Below are 15,818 nucleotides of genomic sequence, written 5' to 3' on the forward strand. Positions count from 1 at the left end.
ATGTTCTTTTTTGGACATAAAAAATACTCCCCCTACAGTAACAGGTTTTATTATTTCACCTGTCTACCGTATGGGGAGCATATCAACCTGCGAACAGCCTTTTGTTATTTGAATCTTTGCCGTCACAGCATCTTAAACCGCTCAAGCTGCTCATACAGCCCTTCTTCACGCAAAATCTCCCGCTGCTTCGGCCCGATCAGGTCGAAATGGGGAAACGGCGAGCGGTTGTGGATATGCTGGGAAGGAAGACTGTGAGTCTGGCACCATGCTTTAAGCCGGTCCAGATCCGAGCATCCGACTTTAGTGACGGTTTTGGCACCGGGGAACCGCGGGTCCAGCCAATAGTGGGTCAGAAACCCGATTTCGCCGCGGGCTACGGTTTGTTTCCAGCGTTCCAGTTCCGCTCGAGTGACGCCGAAAGCCATCGCTCCTTCCTCCTTTGTTCGTCAGCTTATGAATGCTTCACTTGTACTGACCAAACATTATATCACAAGAAACGGACGGCTACATGCTTAAGCCGGGTTCTCTGTTTTTCTGCCTTTTTCCAGCATTGTTCCGCTTACATAATTCGTCCTTCCCGGCCGCACAATAGGTGGATGGCAGGGCCTAAGTAATCTGACGAAACGGGGGCTTCGAGATGGGTAAGACGCAAGGCGGATCAGAAGAAAAGGGCAATTTACGCTGGTGGCAGCTGTCGTTGCTGGGGGTGGCCTCCACGATTGGCACCGGGTATTTTCTCGGTTCGGGAATCGGAATCCGCATCGCGGGACCGTCCATCCTGATCGCTTTTATTCTGGCTGCGGTCGGAACCTACACGGTGTTTGAGGTGCTCGCCCGCATGACGGCCGATCAGCCGGAGCAAGGTTCGTTTCGCTCCTATGCGAAAAGGGCTTTCGGGCGATGGGCCGGCTTCGGCAGCGGCTGGGTCTATTGGAGCTCCGAACTGCTCATTATGGGAAGCCAGTTGACGGCCTTATCTCTTTTTTCGCGCTTTTGGTTCCCCGGCGTGCCGATGTGGCTGTTCGCGATCGGGTATGCCGTGCTGGGACTTGGCGTTATTCTGCTCGGCAACCGCGTCTTCGATTCGATGGAAAACGTCCTGTCGGTGATCAAGATCGCCGCGATTCTGATGTTCCTGATCGTGGCCGGAGTGGCGCTCATGGGCTGGATTCCGGGGGGAGGCGGGAAGCCGCCGGTTTTCCCGCATACGATGGAGACGTTCTTTCCCGCCGGATATCGGGGACTGTGGTCCGGTCTGATCTTTGCGTTCTATGCCTTCGGGGGGATCGAAGTGATGGGGATGATGGCCATCCGCCTGCGCGATCCGAAGGAGGCGCCGAAGGCCGGCACGATCATGCTTCTGCTGTTATCGGTGGTGTATTTGCTCTCGATCGGGCTTGCCGTGACGATGGTGGCCTGGAACGCGGTCGATCCGAAACGCAGCCCGTTCATTACGGCGCTCGGCCAATATCCGCTGCCGTTCATACCGCATGTGTTTAACGGCGTGCTGATCGTGGCCGGCTTCTCCACGATGGTCGCCTCGTTGTATGCGGTAACGACCATGCTGGTGACGTTGGCCAAAGACAAGGATGCTCCGCCTTTGTTCGCCCGGAGGGGCTGGAAGAAACGGCCGCTGTTCGCCATCGGATTGACGGCGGCGGGGCTGGCGGGATCCATCGTATTGTCCTTCGCGATGCCGGGACGCATTTATGAATACATTACGACGTCGGCCGGGTTGCTGCTTCTGTACAACTGGTTTTTTATACTGGTGACCTCCGGCAAACTGTTGAAGCTTAGCGTTTTCGGCCAAATCAAACGCTGGACGGGCATGGTGCTGATCGCGCTGGCCGTCACCGGCACGCTGTTTCATGGAACGAGCCGTCCCGGTTTCTGGGGCAGCCTGATGTTTATCAGCGTCATCGGGATCGTCACTTTGATCATGCAATTCGCCGTCTGGAAGCGAAAGAAACAACCGGGGCGGCGGGGCGGTACCAAGCTGAAAGCCAAACCGGTGTTGCTTCGGCCCAAGCGAACGACTTGATCACAGCCTTGCGAACAGCAGCAAGGCGGCTTCATAGCCGAAATACAATCCGAACCCGATCAGGGACAGCCCGGACAACACCGAGATGAAGACGAGGATCCGATGGGTCAGCAGCTTGCGAAAAACGCTGGCGAACCCGGCCATGGTGAAATCCCACAGCAGCAGTCCGGCGATGATGGCGCAGCTGTTGACGACCAGATCCTGAACCCTGGCGGCCGAGGCGGCCTGGGCCAACACCGAACCGTAGATCCCCAGCCAGAACAAAATGGACAGCGGGTTGCTGACGGACATGAAAAATCCGGACAGGAACGATTTGCTCAGCGGCTCGCTGCCCCTCATTTCGCCCAAGGGGATTTTGCCGGCTTGCTTCAGGCTGTCGATGCCGATATAGGTCAATATAAAGAAGCCAAACATCCATAGGAATGTTTTCATGAACGGGGTGTTCAAGAAATGCACCACGCCGAAATAAACGAGCAGCATGTACAAGATATCGGCGATCACGGCCCCGATCCCGACGAACCACGCGTGCAGGAAGCCGCCGCGAATCCCTTTGTCCAGTTGGGCGGCATTGACCGGCCCGATTGGCGCGGATAGGGATAAACCAAGGAGTACGTAGCTAAGAATGCTGTTCATACGAATACCTCCACAGTGACGATTTAAGCTGCTTGTACAGCATATTCGCTTAATTGCGCTTGTACGACTTCAAAAATCAGGAGAAAAACCTCTTGCAAAACTAATGTAATTAGTTTAAATTAAAACTAAAGTAATTAGTTTTGGAGAGAGAGGGATTCAGAATGAAAATGACCCGACGAGGAAGCTTGATCCAATTATCGTTTTTACCGCGATTGTTTCCGGTTAACTGTTATCTGGTCGAAGAGGAGGACGGAATCACGCTGATCGACGCGGCCTTGCCGTATAGCGCAGAGGGGATTGAACGTGCGGTTAAGAACACCGGCAAACCGCTGACGCGAATCGTCCTGACCCATGTGCATGACGATCATGTCGGGGCGCTGGATGCCTTGAAGGCGAAGTACCCCGATGTTCCGGTACACGTATCCGCCCGGGATGCCCGGCTGATGGACGGGGACGTCTCGCTTGATCCGGGCGAGCCGCAGGCGGCGATCCGCGGCGGGGTGCCGAAGAAGCTGGCGACCCGCGCGGACGTCCTGTTCAAGGACGGGGAGCGGATCGGCTCGCTGCTGGCGGTCGCCGCGCCGGGGCACACGCCGGGCTCGTTCGCGCTGCTGGATACGCGCAGCGGCGCGCTGATCGCGGGCGATGCCTTCCAGACCCGCGCCGGCATCGCGGTCAGCGGGACCGTACGCCCGCTGTTTCCGTTCCCGGCGCTGGCCACCTGGCATAAGGAGACCGCTCTGGCTACCGCCCTCAAGCTGGCGGATCTGAAGCCAGCGCTGCTTGCCGTCGGGCATGGGCCGATGCTGGAGCGGCCGGGCGCGGCGATGGCGAAGGCGATTGCGGCGGCGGAGCGCGCCGCGGGCCGCGAACGCGGGGCGGCTGCGGTCGCGGCCGGCCGGAAGGAGGATGGCCATGTCGCCAAGAATCGGCCTTGACGGCACGGCGGTACTGATGGCGGCGGTGGACGTGGCCAATGAGGAAGGGGCGGAGGCGGTCTCGATGACGTCGGTCGCCAAAAGACTGGGGATCCGCCCGCCTTCCCTCTACAATCACGTCAGCGGCCTGGAACAAATCCGCACGGAACTGGCGATATACGCCCTGAAGCGGCTGCACGGCCATATCGCCGACGCCGTCGGGGAATTGACGGGCGAACCGGCGGTGCGTCGCTTCGCCGAGGCTTATTTGAGCTTCGCCGGTGAATCCCCCGGGCTGTACGATGCGGTTCAAATCGCCCCTGGGCTGGACGACGGCGCGCTGCAGGAGGCTAGCGGACGTATCGTGGATCTGACGCTGCATTACCTCGGCAGCTATCCGCTGACCGAAGCGGAGGCGCTGCACGCTGTTCGCGGTTTGCGCAGCCTGATCCATGGCTTCGCTTCGCTAAGCCGCCAGGGCGGATTCGCCCTTCCGTTGGAGGTTCGCGACAGCCTGCGGTTTAATCTGGACCTGTTTCTGGCAGGCCTGGAGCAGTTAGCGCGATCCCGCCAGGGGGGCCGGACTAATAACTAAAGCCCAGCCCGCTCGGTCCAGGGTCGCGTCAATGCGTAGAAGAAGGCCAGCGGCATCGCCCCCACGCCAGGTTTATCCGATCGTTGTTGATCCGGTTTTCCCCATCGCGGGCAAACCGGATTGACAACGATTTTTCGACTGTGATACCTTAGGCATGAACTTGAGAGGCGACTCAGAAATCGAGGTGAACCGACATGGGTAAGAAAAAGGGGCGTCCTTCTTCCGGAACGCCGGCGCCGGCTTCGGACAAGCCGGCTACGCTGAAGGACTTGCTCGGCGAGGACACGCTCGCCAAACTGAAGGCCCAGGCAAACGAGCTGAAGAAGGAAGAGGAGCAGCGTCAGGAGGAGGCCCGCATCCGCAAGGAGGAAGCGCGCCGGGCCGAGCAGAAGCGTCTGGACAACGATTTCGAGCATCTGCTGAATACGAGCGGAATGGACTGGCATAAATATAAATAGTCGATAAGACGGCAGGCGCAAATTCGGACGCGAACCAGGATAGCGGGAAGCGAACGGCTTTGGCAAGGTTTCGCAGCTCCTGATTGCGGGAGCTTTTATTTTTGCTTAAAGAGGGAATTCAGAAAGTCATCTTTTAATCGCGAAGCAGGTCAAGAAGTAGACTCGACGTCGAATCTTGAATTCAGCCGGGCCAAAGCGTATGCTTCCGAAGCATGTTTCCTGCGGAAACATTTGAGTTGCTCACGTAGCCTTCTACAAACTAACGGACACCAGAAACGCTATTGGCCACGTTTGGGCAGTTTCCGATTCTTAACGGACCGAGGAGACCTTATTTCGGTTAAAAGCGGCTAATTGGCTGCCATGAGAGCCCAATAAGGTCTCAGGAGTCCGTTACAGCGGGAAATAGCCGGGAAATAGGCAAATAAGGTCTTTACGGTCCGTTACGAACTGTCGCGCCACTGGTATTTCCAACTTCATCCGACCTCAAGAAAACGCGCTTCGAAAGCATAGGCTTATTGTTTTGAACAAACGCACCTTGGAAGCATACGCTTCGGTGCTGAAACCCTGACTTTTTATACTCTAACTTAACGGAGGTGCTGGGAGTGGAGCATGTGGGCGTATGGATCGTTTTTTTTCTCTTCATCGTAGCGCTCGGTCTGTTTAACCGGAAGTTCAAATATTCGGCCAGGCTGCGGGAAACCTATGAGGAGTTGACCGGCTTGGCCGAACGGACCCGCAAGGGCCGTACCACCAAAGCCGACCTGAAGCGGTGGGACGCCGCGCTGGCGCGGCTGGAAAAGCACCCGAGCGAATACAACAAGCTGGACCGTGAAATTCGTTTGAGAGAAGCGTACGTCCGCTATTTGGAGCAGCATTATCCGGACGACGAACGACTGCCGCAACTGCGGGAAGCGGCCGGTTTCCAAAAAGACTCCGTCTGGGGCATCAAGTTCAAATCTTGATTTTGACAGGACAAACAGCCGCGTGTTACCATGAAGAAGTCCAAAACTTTTGACATTTTGGTGATGCCCTTGAACAATAAAATCAAGCAACTCCGCAAGCGGCTGGGTTTGACCCAAAACCAGCTGGCGACGGAATGCGGCGTGACGCGCCAGACGATCAATTGCGTGGAGAACGACCGGTACGACCCGACGCTTGAGCTTGCTTTCAAGCTGGCGCATATTTTGCAAACGAAGGTGGATGAACTGTTCATTTATGAGTAAATTCAACAGCGAATACTTCATTACGATGGATGACATTGTAAGAGAAGGGGAACCTATTCTCAGGGCAGTGACGGAGCCCGTCAGCATTCCGCCGACCGAAGAGGATCGCGAAGAGATGGCGGCGATGCTGCGGTTTCTCAAAAACAGCCAGGACCCGGAGATCGCCAAGAAACACAAGCTGCGGGCCGGGGTAGGCCTGTCGGCGAACCAGATCGGGCTAAACAAGCGGATGTTCGCCGCCTTGCTGACCGATGAGCAGGGCCAGGACCGGGAAATCGCCATGTTCAATCCGAAAATCATCAGCCACTCCGCGGCGATGACCTATTTGCCGGAAAGCGAAGGCTGCCTGTCCGTGGACCGCTTGGTGCAGGGGTTTGTCCCGCGCTACGAAAAGGTTCAAGTCAAAGCCTACGACGGAGAGGGCAAAGAAATGAAGCTTCGCTTCAAGGGCTTCGACGCGATCGTGATGCAGCATGAAATCGACCATTTGAACGGCATTATGTTTTATGATCATATCAATCAGGAGCACCCGTTCAAGCTGCCGAGCGGCGTGCAGATTTCCAGCTTATATTAAAAGACCCGAAATAGAAGGCCGTTTTTGGCGTAATGAAAACGAAAACCTGCAAAAGTGCCTGGTGTTCTGCGATTACCTTTATGGTGTAAAGTGGAGACCCGTCATGTTGGTTTCGCGTAAGGTTTCAGGTAACGCCGATGCAATGAAGAGGCCATTTCGAATAAACGAACGGAGGAATTACATTGTCAACCCAATCGATATCCGCCATGATCGACCATACCCTGCTGAAGGCGGACGCGGGACAAGCCGCCATCGTCAAGCTGGCGGAGGAAGCGAAGGAACACGGTTTTGCCTCGGTGTGCGTCAACCCGGTATGGGTAGAGACCGCCGCGAAAATACTCAAGGGTACGCCGGTTAAGGTATGCACCGTAATCGGATTCCCGCTGGGAGCTTCAGCGCCTGAAGTCAAGGCGTTCGAAGCGGCCCATGCCATCTCCGAAGGCGCCGGCGAGGTCGATATGGTCATCAATATCGGCGCGTTGAAGGACGGGAACGACGACGCGGTGACCCGTGATATCGCCGGGGTCGTTCAGGCGGCGGCCGGCAAAGCGCTGGTCAAGGTGATCATTGAGACCTGCCTGCTGACCGACGACGAAATCGTCCGGGCCTGCAAGGCGTCCGTGGCGGCCGGAGCCGACTTCGTCAAGACATCGACCGGTTTTTCGACGGGAGGCGCGACCGTGGAAGCGGTGGCGTTGATGCGCAAAACGGTCGGACCGGACGTTGGCGTAAAGGCTTCCGGCGGCGTACGCTCGCTGGCCGATGCCGAAGCGATGATCCAGGCGGGTGCGACGCGCCTCGGCACGAGCGCCGGCGTAGCGATCGCCCAAGGGCAGATCAGCCGAAACGCTTATTGAGGAGATGCCGGACAGGCAAGCCGGTCCAAGACCGGTCAGAGCGTTTAAGCGCATAGGGAGAAACAAGGTGCTATTCCAGAGCAGTGGTGGAGTAGCGCCTTTTTTATTAACCGTTTCGGCGTGCATCGGTGAAAGGCCAAATAACGGCTTTCTGGTCCGTAAGATCGGGAAATAGCCGGGAAATAGGCGTTTAGCGTCCCTCCGGCACGTTACAGGTCGGCGTGGTGATCGTCCCCTTTTGCGGTCGGTTGCCGGCCGCATGGTTGCCGCCGCTTTCTGCAAGGAGGGGGTGGCGGTGGGGGTACTTTTACGTCAGTCGTTGACCTTTACCCCCGCCTCTTCGGCCCGCCGCAAGTTCGGCAACGAACGCGGATGCCGTGACCATAGAATCGGACGTGCGGAAAAAACGGTTCCCCCAGGTTAAACTTTTTTGCCGCCATTCCCGTTACAGCTACAGAAGCCTCCCGCGGAAGGCTCTGATGAGAATAAATCGGGAAAGAGGAAGAGTATGATACAAATCGACCATTTATCCAAAAAATATATGCGCGGCGGCTGGGCGCTCGACGATGTTACGCTGACCCTGAACGAAGGCATGGTGGGCCTGCTGGGGCCGAACGGTGCCGGGAAATCTTCGTTGATGCGGATTCTGGCCACGCTTACCCCGCCGACCTCCGGCCAGGCGACCCTCTTTGGCGTGCCGCTTGCCAAAGCGGAGGAGATCCGCCGCATCATCGGTTATTTGCCGCAGCAATTCCAGGTGTACCCGCAGCTGACCGGCGCGGAATACCTCGATTACGTCGGCGTGATGAAGGGCATGACGGACAAGAAGCGGCGCAAGGCGGAAATCGGCTCGCTGCTCGAACAGGTGAATTTGCAGGATAAGGCGGGAAAAAGAGTGCAGACCTACTCCGGCGGCATGAAACGCCGTCTTGGCATCGCCCAGGCGCTGCTCGGCTCGCCCCAGGTGCTGATCGTGGACGAGCCGACGGCCGGCCTGGATCCGGAGGAGCGCGTCCGCTTCCGCAACCTGCTGACCCGATTCAGCCTCGGAAGGATCGTGCTGCTGTCCACGCACATCGTGGGCGACATCGAAAGCAACTGCCGGCAGATCGCCGTCCTGGACAGAGGAAAGGTTAAACTGTCCGGCGAACTGGCCGATCTGCAGGAATTCGGGCGAGGCAAGGTTTGGGAAGGCCGTCTCTCGGAAAGCCAATTCGCCCAGCTTGACCCGATGTCCGTCGTGTCCACGCGGCCCACCGAAGGCGGGCTGCTGTGCCGGGTCATCGGCGAGGCGCCGCCGGCCGGGGCCGATGCATCGCCCGCGTCGCCGACGCTGGAGGACGGTTATTTGGCCTTGCTGAGAACGGGGCATGCGGAAGGGGCAGCGCGGCGATGAGAAAATGGCAACGCTTGTTTCAATTTGAGCTGCGTTTATTGTTCGGCAACTGGTGGCTGCCGGCCGTGCAGGCGGTGTTCGCTCTGCTGGCGTTCTGGAACCTCGGCCGGCCGCCGGGCCGCGATACCAACTTCTTCCGTGAAGCTTATACCGCTTTAGCGCTGCTGCACACGATGAGCTTGGGGCTCACGATGCTGCTGGGCGTGCTGGCGGTTCGCCGGGATGTCCGCCGTCCCGCCTACGAATGGAGCGCCGCGCTGCCGGTGTCTTACGCGGCCAGAATGTCGGCCAAATATGCCGCCGGCCTATTGTATTTTACGGTATTTTCGCTGCTGGCCGGGGCCGCATTTGCCTGGTCTTCCTCGCAAACCGGCGTAGATCCGGCGCTGACCCGGGAATATGCGGCGTATTTCCTTCTCACCTATGAGATTTCTTATCTCGTAACCTTTGCCTTAGCGATGCTGCTGGCGGTTTGCATCGCGAATCGGGCCGTGTACCTGATCGCTTTTTGCGCCTGGATGTTCGGGACGTTTTTCATGGATATGTTCCTGCTGGACCGCAACAAGTGGTATGGGCTGAGCACGTTCCATCTCAGCCGATTGTTCGTGACGGGCGATATGGACGCGGACACCTGGGGCATCCGCCTGATTGCCGACGAATTGGCGGCTTCCCGCTGGTTCGTGCTGGCGTTTACGCTGCTGCTGTTAACGGCCGGCGTCGTCACGCTGAACCGGCTGCGCCCGACCGGGCACCGCAACCTGAACTGGGCTGCCGGGGGGCTCGCGCTGGCGTTGGCGGCGGGCGCTTTTGTCCCGTACGGGCTGATTTGGCGGGAGCGGGGCGCCGGTTATCAGGCAAAGCTGCATGACCCCGCCATCAAGACGGTGCAGGAGGTATCCGCCGAAAAGGCCGCTGCGTTCACGATCTCGAACTATACGATCGATTTGGCCCGCGAGCCGGATGATCGGCTTAAGGCGAAGGTTGAGTTGCAAATTCCGGCGGGGCAGCTAAGCGGCGACCTTGAGCTTCCGTTTACGCTGAATCGCGCCTTCCGCGTGGGTCAATTGAAGGTAGCCGGCGCATCCGTACCGTTTACGCAGGAAGGCGAAGCGCTGACTGCCAAGCTGGCCGAACCTCTGACCGCGGATAAAGCCGTATCGGTGGAAATGGAATATACGGGGCGGGTCATGGATTACACCGCCGGGAATTATACCCAAGGCGCCTATCTTGCTTTCGTGAAGGGGCAAAACGTTCTGCTTCCCGGCTTTATCGCCTGGTACCCGCTGGCGGGACATCGTTCGGTCTACGCCAAAGGATTTTTTTTCGGCCAGAGCCTGGAGGCGGCTGCCGATTTGAGCGGCTGGAGCGTTCCGCCTGCGGATTTCCGCGTAAATGTATCCGGTTTTGCCTCCAAGCTGTACGGCAATCTGGAGGAAACGGAGCCAACCCAAGACGGTCAATCGTTTGCCGGAAAATCGGCGGCGTTCGTTCGTTTATACGGAGGCGACTTCGAAGAGATCAGCCGACCGGAGATTCCGGTACGCATCGTCACGACGCCGTATAACACATCGCGGGCGGAGAAGCTGCTCGATGTCTGGAAAGCCGTCTACGACTATTACACGGGTTGGGTAGATCCATTTCAGCCGAAGCTGGATCAAGTGCTGATGTTCTCGCTGAACAACAATCATTCTCGCGATCTGGAGAACAAGACGTATTATCTGATTTGGGAAGTGACGGATATGGAATATTACGCGAATCAGCTGATGGACGCCCTGCTGCTCGGGACGAACGAGGGCGACCCGTACGCCGTGACCACGGCCGAGGACGTGCGTCCGCAAATTCGGGCGTTAATGTGGTACATCTATTACAGGGAAGTCAAAGGACTTTCGCATGAGGACCTCATGCAGGGTTCGGGAGGCAGCATGACTTATCCCTTGTACGACGCTCTCCCCGAAACCGATCCGGACCGGGTGGGCCCGCGTTTGGCGGAGCAGGTAGGGAAAGCCTTGGACGAAGGCAAAACGCAGCAGGTGAAGGAAGTATTAAATCATTTTTACGGCGTTGGCCTGGAAATACCTCGCGTTGGCGACGAAGGCGGCCAAGAAGGCCGCATCCTTTACGCGGATTGGGAGCGCGAGTGGAAGAAGGTGATGGACGATGCTGACGCGAGCTGACGGCTGGGTCCGGGGCGTCGGCCTGGATCTTAAGGTGCACAAGCAGCCGATAGCCTGGTTGACGTTGCTGGTTTTCGCTTTATACGTGATCAGCATCGTGCTGAGCGACCCCGCACGACCGCGAAACGTATATTATTTTTCGGAAATGGGCATGTTCCCGGTGGCGGTCATGGTCACCGTGCTGCTGTTTCAGCGCGAGATCGGGGGCGGCGGCATGGAAGTGATCGCTACCTACCCCGTATCGCTGCGGCTGCTGGCTTGGCGGAAATGGCTGCTGGCCATCCTGCTGACGGCGGGGCTGGACATCGTTTGGATGGGGGGGTATCGCTGGCGGTTCGGAACCCTCGCGACGGTTCGTTATCCTTGGAACGGCGCGGAGGCGATTCCCAAAAGCGAGATGAGCATGCTCGCTCTGCTGCTGCAAACTCTGCCGGCTTTTATTTTGCTAATCTCCTTGACGGTGGCCGGCATCGTGGCATTCCGCAAAATCTACGGCGGCCTGATCCTGGGATTTGGCGTTTGGGTACTGGATACGATCAGCAGCGGCGAGCTGTTGGGACGATGGACGTTATATACGGCGTATCTGCAAAAATGGCACTCCTTCCCGCTGAACCGAATGGCGCTGCTAGCCGGTTCGCTGCTCCTGCTGGCCTATGCCGTCTGGTTGATCGGCCGCCGGGAACGCTGGATTTCCGTGGAAGAGGAATAGACGCCTTGACGGCATGATCGAGGATCAAACAAACAAGAAGAGGGGGGAATAGACGATGATTTCGGACCCGTTGCTGGCCGAACGAATGGCGGCGGGAGACCAGGAGGCGTTCGAGCTGCTGGTCACCAGGTATCACGGCCCGCTGCTGAGCTACGTCACCAGCCAGTTAAAGGATAGGAGCAAGGCGGAGGATATCGTCCAGGAGACGTTTATCCGGCTGATCCGCCATTTGAAGAGGCACGGCGGGATGGAGCAGCTCCGTCCCTGGCTGTATAAGGTGGCGCTGAATTTATGCCGCGATTATTGGCGCAGCGCCTCCTACCGCTCGGAATACACGGCCCAAGGCGAGCTGCCGGAGGATGCCGATCCGTCTCCGCGGGCCGAAGAGTTGATCGAAAAGCAGGAGACCGTGGAGCAGCTGGCCGAGTCGTTGAACTGGCTGCCGGAGGTCCAGCAGGAGGTGGTGCGCATGCGCTTTTTCCATGATTTGAAGCTGCATGAAATCGCCGAGCTGCTGGAGCTTCCGCTCAGCTCGGTGAAATCGCATTTGTACGGAGGGTTGCGCAAACTGAAGCGGGCGCTGGCCCGTTCCTCCGAAGATTCCCCGCTCGACCCGGGCGATCGCAGATTACGTGAACAGGAAAGTGAGGTGCCGACCCATGGAACCATCCATTGACAAAGAATTGGAACGATTGGAGCGAGAACTGCGCGAGCCGCTGCGGCAGGCGCTGCAGCCGGGACCGATCCCGTCGGAGACCGCGGCTTTGATCGCGGCGCTGCAGCCGGAATTTGATGCCCTGCAGGCCCAAAACGCAGCGGCGGCGCTCGATTTCAACGCGCAGGTTGAACCGCCGACCCTTCGCAACCTGCTGTGGAGCCAATTTCGGATGAATCGCCGCTCGCTGATGCTGACCGGGGCTGCGGTGTTTCTGATGTTGTTTTTCTTGGTGAATCCGGAGCGCCCCTTTTCGAATCGGCTGCTGGGGGACGATATGCCCGGCATGTTCTCGCTGATCACGCCGCTGATGCTGATCGCCTCCATGCTGTACAGCTACCGCTCCTGGGACCGCGGCATGCGTGCCGTTGAGAGCATCACGCCTTACCCGCCGGCTTTAGTCGTATACAGCCGGATGATCATGGTTTTGGTGCTGGTGGTCGGCTGGGCGTTGGTCAGCACCGTGGCCGTTGGCATCCGCGTGACGGTGGAAGGCGAGGCGGCGATGCCCTTTGTGCCGTTTCTGATGCAATGGCTGGGGATCTCGCTGCTGACTGGAGGGGCCGCCATGTACGCATTGTTTCGCTACGGAATCAAAACGGCGTTGACGGCGGCGACAGGCGTCTATCTTCTTTGGTTGATTCTCGAGGACCGGGCGGGAGCCTGGAACCTCGGTTCGGGCACGGGATTAGCGATCGATGCGGCACTCCTGCTGCTGGGCGGGCTGCTGCTGTTCCGTTCCTATTTCCGCAGCCGAAGCATGCAATTCGACGCGAACGGGGCGAAGAGCGGCCATGATTATCGTTGAACAGCTGCGCGAGCCGCTCGGCGGCTTCTCCTTGGAAATCGAAGACCTGCGGTTGAGGCCCGGGCTAACCTTGCTGGTGGGCGCTAACGGTGCGGGGAAAACGACCTTGCTCGAGCTGCTGGCGACGGTGAAAAAACCGCACAGGGGCCAAATCCTGTACCGGCGTCGATCCGCGCTGGAAGATCTGCCGCTGGTACGCAGCCAAATCGGCTATGTTCCGGCGGAAATCGCGCTTTATGAAGAGATGACCCCCTATAAGCTGCTCCATTACTTATCCGAGCTCAAGGGAGTGTTTAATCCGCGGCGAACGGAGGAACTGCTTCGCGATTTTCGGATGGAGCCGCATCGGAACAAGAAGATCAAACGGTTGTCCGGCGGGGTGCAGCGGCGCCTTGCCTTAGCCCAATCCCTGCTGGCCATCCCGAATTTTCTGTTTCTGGATGAACCGCTGAACGGGATGGATGCCGAGGAGCGCAAGCTGGCGATCGTGTTCCTGAGCCGGTATGCGGAGGGGCGGACCGTAATAGCGGCCGCGCATGAGCTCGGCGAATGGGAAGCGGCCGCGGATCGCGTGCTATGGCTCGACAGGGGGAAAGTCCGCTTTTACGGCGGCAAAACGGCGTGGACGTCCGATTTGCCGCACCGGCTCTGGGAAGGCGTGATTTCGCGCGAGCAGTTCGCCGCCTTCCCGGGGGCGGGGCTGATCGAGTTTCGGGAGACGGCGAAGGGGATGTACGTTAAGGTGGTGGCGGAGAATCCACCGTTTTTCAGCCTGACCGAGCGAAATCCGGACATGGAGGATGCCTATTTTATGCGAAAATACGACGGTAAGTAAGCATTTGATATAATTCATACAATTTTTATCGGATTTCCTATTTTCAAATAACGCGAGATGTGAGAGAATATGAAAAACATGAGCCTGTTCTCATCTATCTTACGTTAATTAAAGGAGGAAATATCCATGTCTGAAGAGCGTCAATTTGCCCCGGAAACGTTGGCTATCCATGCCGGCCAGGAGATCGATCCCACTACATACTCCCGGGCGGTGCCGTTGTATCAAACGACGTCCTACGGTTTTCGCGACACCGAGCATGCGGCCAACCTGTTTGGCCTGAAAGAATTCGGCAACATTTATTCCCGGATCATGAATCCGACCAACGATGTATTCGAGAAGCGGGTGGCCGCACTGGAGAACGGCGTTGGGGCATTGGCGACGGCTTCCGGCCAGGCTGCGATCACTTTCTCCATTCTGAATATCGCCGGCGCGGGGGATGAAATCGTCTCTTCCACGACGCTGTACGGCGGGACCTACAATCTGTTCTCGACGACGTTGCCCAAGCTCGGCATCAACGTGAAGTTCGTGGATTCGTCGAATCCGGACAACTTCCGGGCCGCGATCACGGACAAAACCAAAGCATTGTATGCCGAAACGATCGGCAACCCAAAAGGCGACGTGCTGGATATCGAAGCCGTGGCGGCCATCGCCCACGAGTACGGGATCCCGCTAATCGTCGACAACACGTTCCCGAGCCCGTATCTGCTGCGTCCGATCGACTTCGGCGCGGACATCGTCGTGCATTCGGCCACGAAATTCATCGGCGGCCACGGGACCTCGATCGGCGGCATCATCGTCGACAGCGGCAAGTTCGACTGGTCCGCCAGCGGGAAGTTCCCGGGCCTCACCGAGCCGGACCCGAGCTACCATGGCGTTGTTTATACGCAGGCCGTCGGTCCGCTGGCTTATATCATCAAAGCGCGCGTCCAATTGCAGCGCGACCTCGGCGCTTCGCTGTCGCCGTTTAACGCGTGGCTGCTGCTCCAAGGGCTGGAGACGCTGCATTTGCGCGTCGAGCGCCACAGCCAGAACGCCTTGAAGGTGGCCCAGTACCTGGAAGCGCATGAACAGGTCGAATGGGTTAGCTACGCCGGCTTGCCAAGCCATGAATCCTATGAGCTGGCGCAAAAATATTTGCCGAAAGGCCAAGGCGCCATTTTGACCTTCGAAATTCGCGGGGGGGTGGCCGCCGGGCGCAAGCTGATCGAAAGCGTGAAGCTGTTCTCGCATTTGGCCAACGTCGGCGATTCCAAATCGCTGATCATCCATCCGGCCAGCACGACGCACCAGCAGCTGACCGAAGCGGAGCAACTGGCCGCCGGCGTAACGCCGGGCCTGATACGCCTGTCCGTCGGCACCGAGTCGATCGACGATATCCTCTACGACCTGGAGCAGGCGATCGCTGCCAGCCAGGCTTAATTCCCAATTTCATCATTAATGCAACAGCCGCCGCTTCAGGTTCGTGGGAACTTCCTTCCGGCCGAACGGCGGTTTTTTGCGGTTCTTGCGTTTTTTGGCAACCCCGGTCGTCCGGCACCGGCCATTTACCGGTTCGCTCCGGACGGTGATGCGGATCTGCCGAAAACGCCCGCGGCGGAACCGGAAACCAGGACCGCCGCGGGATCGGAAGAAATCGTGTTTCTCGCCGATAAGCCGTAGAAAAATCGCGTACGGGAGCCGGTGGGGAACGATGGATCCCCCTTGCTGTCTCGAGCGGGTTATCCGGGCCTATCTCATACGTCGGAATGAACAGATACGGCTAATTCTATTCACTTTTTCGAGTGCAATTCGCCGATAACGATGACGTAAAATTGTTTGTGTACCAAGTTTTGGAGTCTATCCAAAACACAAAAAAGTAGAGTATCCTCGGGGTTACGACGCCA

17 protein-coding genes are annotated in these 15,818 nt (G+C 58.0%); 15 read left to right on the top strand and 2 right to left on the bottom strand.

Annotation, left to right across the window (positions count from 1 at the left end; all coding sequences use genetic code 11):
- Positions 1–122: 122 nt before the first annotated feature.
- On the bottom strand, positions 123–425 hold the full coding sequence (locus ACQ4N8_RS26975) for a hypothetical protein (protein ID WP_430707454.1): 303 nt from the start codon (positions 423–425) through the stop codon (positions 123–125).
- A 212-nt stretch (positions 426–637) separates the two neighbouring features.
- Here ACQ4N8_RS26975 and ACQ4N8_RS26980 point away from each other — a divergent pair, with 212 nt between their 5' ends.
- Positions 638–2,041: an amino acid permease gene (locus ACQ4N8_RS26980; RefSeq protein WP_430707455.1), complete on the top strand. Its 1,404-nt coding sequence runs from the start codon at positions 638–640 to the stop codon at positions 2,039–2,041.
- Here the strand turns inward: ACQ4N8_RS26980 and ACQ4N8_RS26985 are convergent, their stop codons facing one another.
- Positions 2,042–2,674, bottom strand: coding sequence for a LysE family transporter (locus ACQ4N8_RS26985; RefSeq protein ID WP_430707456.1), 633 nt, complete (start codon positions 2,672–2,674; stop codon positions 2,042–2,044). It abuts the gene before it with no gap.
- A gap of 161 nt (positions 2,675–2,835) precedes the next feature.
- Here ACQ4N8_RS26985 and ACQ4N8_RS26990 point away from each other — a divergent pair, with 161 nt between their 5' ends.
- The 14 genes from ACQ4N8_RS26990 (at position 2,836) to ACQ4N8_RS27055 (ending at position 15,354) form a co-directional block, all read left to right on the top strand.
- Positions 2,836–3,612, top strand: coding sequence for an MBL fold metallo-hydrolase (locus tag ACQ4N8_RS26990; RefSeq protein WP_430707457.1), 777 nt, complete (start codon positions 2,836–2,838; stop codon positions 3,610–3,612).
- Positions 3,590–4,186 carry a TetR/AcrR family transcriptional regulator gene (locus tag ACQ4N8_RS26995; RefSeq protein WP_430707458.1) on the top strand — a complete coding sequence of 199 codons (597 nt, stop codon included), beginning with the start codon at positions 3,590–3,592 and terminating at the stop codon, positions 4,184–4,186. Before ACQ4N8_RS26990 ends, ACQ4N8_RS26995 begins: the two co-directional genes overlap by 23 nt.
- A gap of 194 nt (positions 4,187–4,380) precedes the next feature.
- Entirely contained in the window at positions 4,381–4,644 is a 264-nt protein-coding gene (locus tag ACQ4N8_RS27000) for a YqkE family protein (RefSeq protein WP_430707459.1), read from the top strand.
- Positions 4,645–5,246: 602 nt separating this feature from the next.
- On the top strand, positions 5,247–5,606 hold the full coding sequence (locus tag ACQ4N8_RS27005; RefSeq protein ID WP_430707460.1) for a hypothetical protein: 360 nt from the start codon (positions 5,247–5,249) through the stop codon (positions 5,604–5,606).
- Positions 5,607–5,675: 69 nt separating this feature from the next.
- On the top strand, positions 5,676–5,867 hold the full coding sequence (locus tag ACQ4N8_RS27010; protein WP_430707469.1) for a helix-turn-helix transcriptional regulator: 192 nt from the start codon (positions 5,676–5,678) through the stop codon (positions 5,865–5,867).
- Positions 5,860–6,441 carry a peptide deformylase gene (def, locus tag ACQ4N8_RS27015; protein WP_430707461.1) on the top strand — a complete coding sequence of 194 codons (582 nt, stop codon included), beginning with the start codon at positions 5,860–5,862 and terminating at the stop codon, positions 6,439–6,441. The genes ACQ4N8_RS27010 and def overlap by 8 nt, the downstream gene beginning before the upstream one ends.
- Positions 6,442–6,647: 206 nt before the next feature.
- On the top strand, positions 6,648–7,298 hold the full coding sequence (gene deoC, locus ACQ4N8_RS27020; protein ID WP_430707470.1) for a deoxyribose-phosphate aldolase: 651 nt from the start codon (positions 6,648–6,650) through the stop codon (positions 7,296–7,298).
- A 508-nt stretch (positions 7,299–7,806) separates the two neighbouring features.
- A complete protein-coding gene (locus ACQ4N8_RS27025) occupies positions 7,807–8,694 on the top strand; it encodes an ABC transporter ATP-binding protein (protein WP_430707462.1) in 888 nt (295 codons plus the stop codon).
- Entirely contained in the window at positions 8,691–10,868 is a 2,178-nt protein-coding gene (locus ACQ4N8_RS27030; RefSeq protein ID WP_430707463.1) for a hypothetical protein, read from the top strand. Before ACQ4N8_RS27025 ends, ACQ4N8_RS27030 begins: the two co-directional genes overlap by 4 nt.
- Entirely contained in the window at positions 10,852–11,577 is a 726-nt protein-coding gene (locus ACQ4N8_RS27035) for a hypothetical protein (RefSeq protein ID WP_430707464.1), read from the top strand. Before ACQ4N8_RS27030 ends, ACQ4N8_RS27035 begins: the two co-directional genes overlap by 17 nt.
- Positions 11,578–11,632: 55 nt before the next feature.
- On the top strand, positions 11,633–12,253 hold the full coding sequence (locus tag ACQ4N8_RS27040; RefSeq protein WP_430707465.1) for an RNA polymerase sigma factor: 621 nt from the start codon (positions 11,633–11,635) through the stop codon (positions 12,251–12,253).
- The gene (locus tag ACQ4N8_RS27045; RefSeq protein WP_430707466.1) at positions 12,237–13,100 is read left to right on the top strand and encodes a hypothetical protein; all 864 of its coding nucleotides are present in this window, start codon (positions 12,237–12,239) and stop codon (positions 13,098–13,100) included. Before ACQ4N8_RS27040 ends, ACQ4N8_RS27045 begins: the two co-directional genes overlap by 17 nt.
- A complete protein-coding gene (locus tag ACQ4N8_RS27050; protein ID WP_430707467.1) occupies positions 13,087–13,935 on the top strand; it encodes an ATP-binding cassette domain-containing protein in 849 nt (282 codons plus the stop codon). The genes ACQ4N8_RS27045 and ACQ4N8_RS27050 overlap by 14 nt, the downstream gene beginning before the upstream one ends.
- A 126-nt stretch (positions 13,936–14,061) precedes the next feature.
- On the top strand, positions 14,062–15,354 hold the full coding sequence (locus ACQ4N8_RS27055; RefSeq protein WP_430707468.1) for a homocysteine synthase: 1,293 nt from the start codon (positions 14,062–14,064) through the stop codon (positions 15,352–15,354).
- The last annotated feature ends 464 nt before the right edge of the window (positions 15,355–15,818 follow it).

Origin of the sequence: Paenibacillus macerans (assembly GCF_050565405.1) — a bacterium.
GTDB classification, from domain to species: Bacteria; Bacillota; Bacilli; order Paenibacillales; family Paenibacillaceae; genus Fontibacillus; species Fontibacillus macerans_B.

Bases quoted from the DNA above. Each gene is read 5' to 3' on its own strand.
- ACQ4N8_RS27045 (WP_430707466.1), top strand. From the start codon at position 12,237: ATGGAACCATCCATTGACAAAGAATTGGAACGATTGGAGCGAGAACTG.
- deoC (WP_430707470.1), top strand. From the start codon at position 6,648: ATGATCGACCATACCCTGCTGAAGGCGGACGCGGGACAAGCCGCCATC.
- ACQ4N8_RS26995 (WP_430707458.1), top strand. From the start codon at position 3,590: ATGTCGCCAAGAATCGGCCTTGACGGCACGGCGGTACTGATGGCGGCG.
- ACQ4N8_RS27030 (WP_430707463.1), top strand. From the start codon at position 8,691: ATGAGAAAATGGCAACGCTTGTTTCAATTTGAGCTGCGTTTATTGTTC.
- ACQ4N8_RS26975 (WP_430707454.1), bottom strand. From the start codon at position 425: ATGGCTTTCGGCGTCACTCGAGCGGAACTGGAACGCTGGAAACAAACC.
- ACQ4N8_RS27035 (WP_430707464.1), top strand. From the start codon at position 10,852: ATGCTGACGCGAGCTGACGGCTGGGTCCGGGGCGTCGGCCTGGATCTT.
- ACQ4N8_RS26990 (WP_430707457.1), top strand. From the start codon at position 2,836: ATGAAAATGACCCGACGAGGAAGCTTGATCCAATTATCGTTTTTACCG.
- ACQ4N8_RS27000 (WP_430707459.1), top strand. From the start codon at position 4,381: ATGGGTAAGAAAAAGGGGCGTCCTTCTTCCGGAACGCCGGCGCCGGCT.
- ACQ4N8_RS27050 (WP_430707467.1), top strand. From the start codon at position 13,087: ATGATTATCGTTGAACAGCTGCGCGAGCCGCTCGGCGGCTTCTCCTTG.
- def (WP_430707461.1), top strand. From the start codon at position 5,860: ATGAGTAAATTCAACAGCGAATACTTCATTACGATGGATGACATTGTA.
- ACQ4N8_RS26980 (WP_430707455.1), top strand. From the start codon at position 638: ATGGGTAAGACGCAAGGCGGATCAGAAGAAAAGGGCAATTTACGCTGG.
- ACQ4N8_RS27040 (WP_430707465.1), top strand. From the start codon at position 11,633: ATGATTTCGGACCCGTTGCTGGCCGAACGAATGGCGGCGGGAGACCAG.
- ACQ4N8_RS27025 (WP_430707462.1), top strand. From the start codon at position 7,807: ATGATACAAATCGACCATTTATCCAAAAAATATATGCGCGGCGGCTGG.
- ACQ4N8_RS26985 (WP_430707456.1), bottom strand. From the start codon at position 2,674: ATGAACAGCATTCTTAGCTACGTACTCCTTGGTTTATCCCTATCCGCG.
- ACQ4N8_RS27055 (WP_430707468.1), top strand. From the start codon at position 14,062: ATGTCTGAAGAGCGTCAATTTGCCCCGGAAACGTTGGCTATCCATGCC.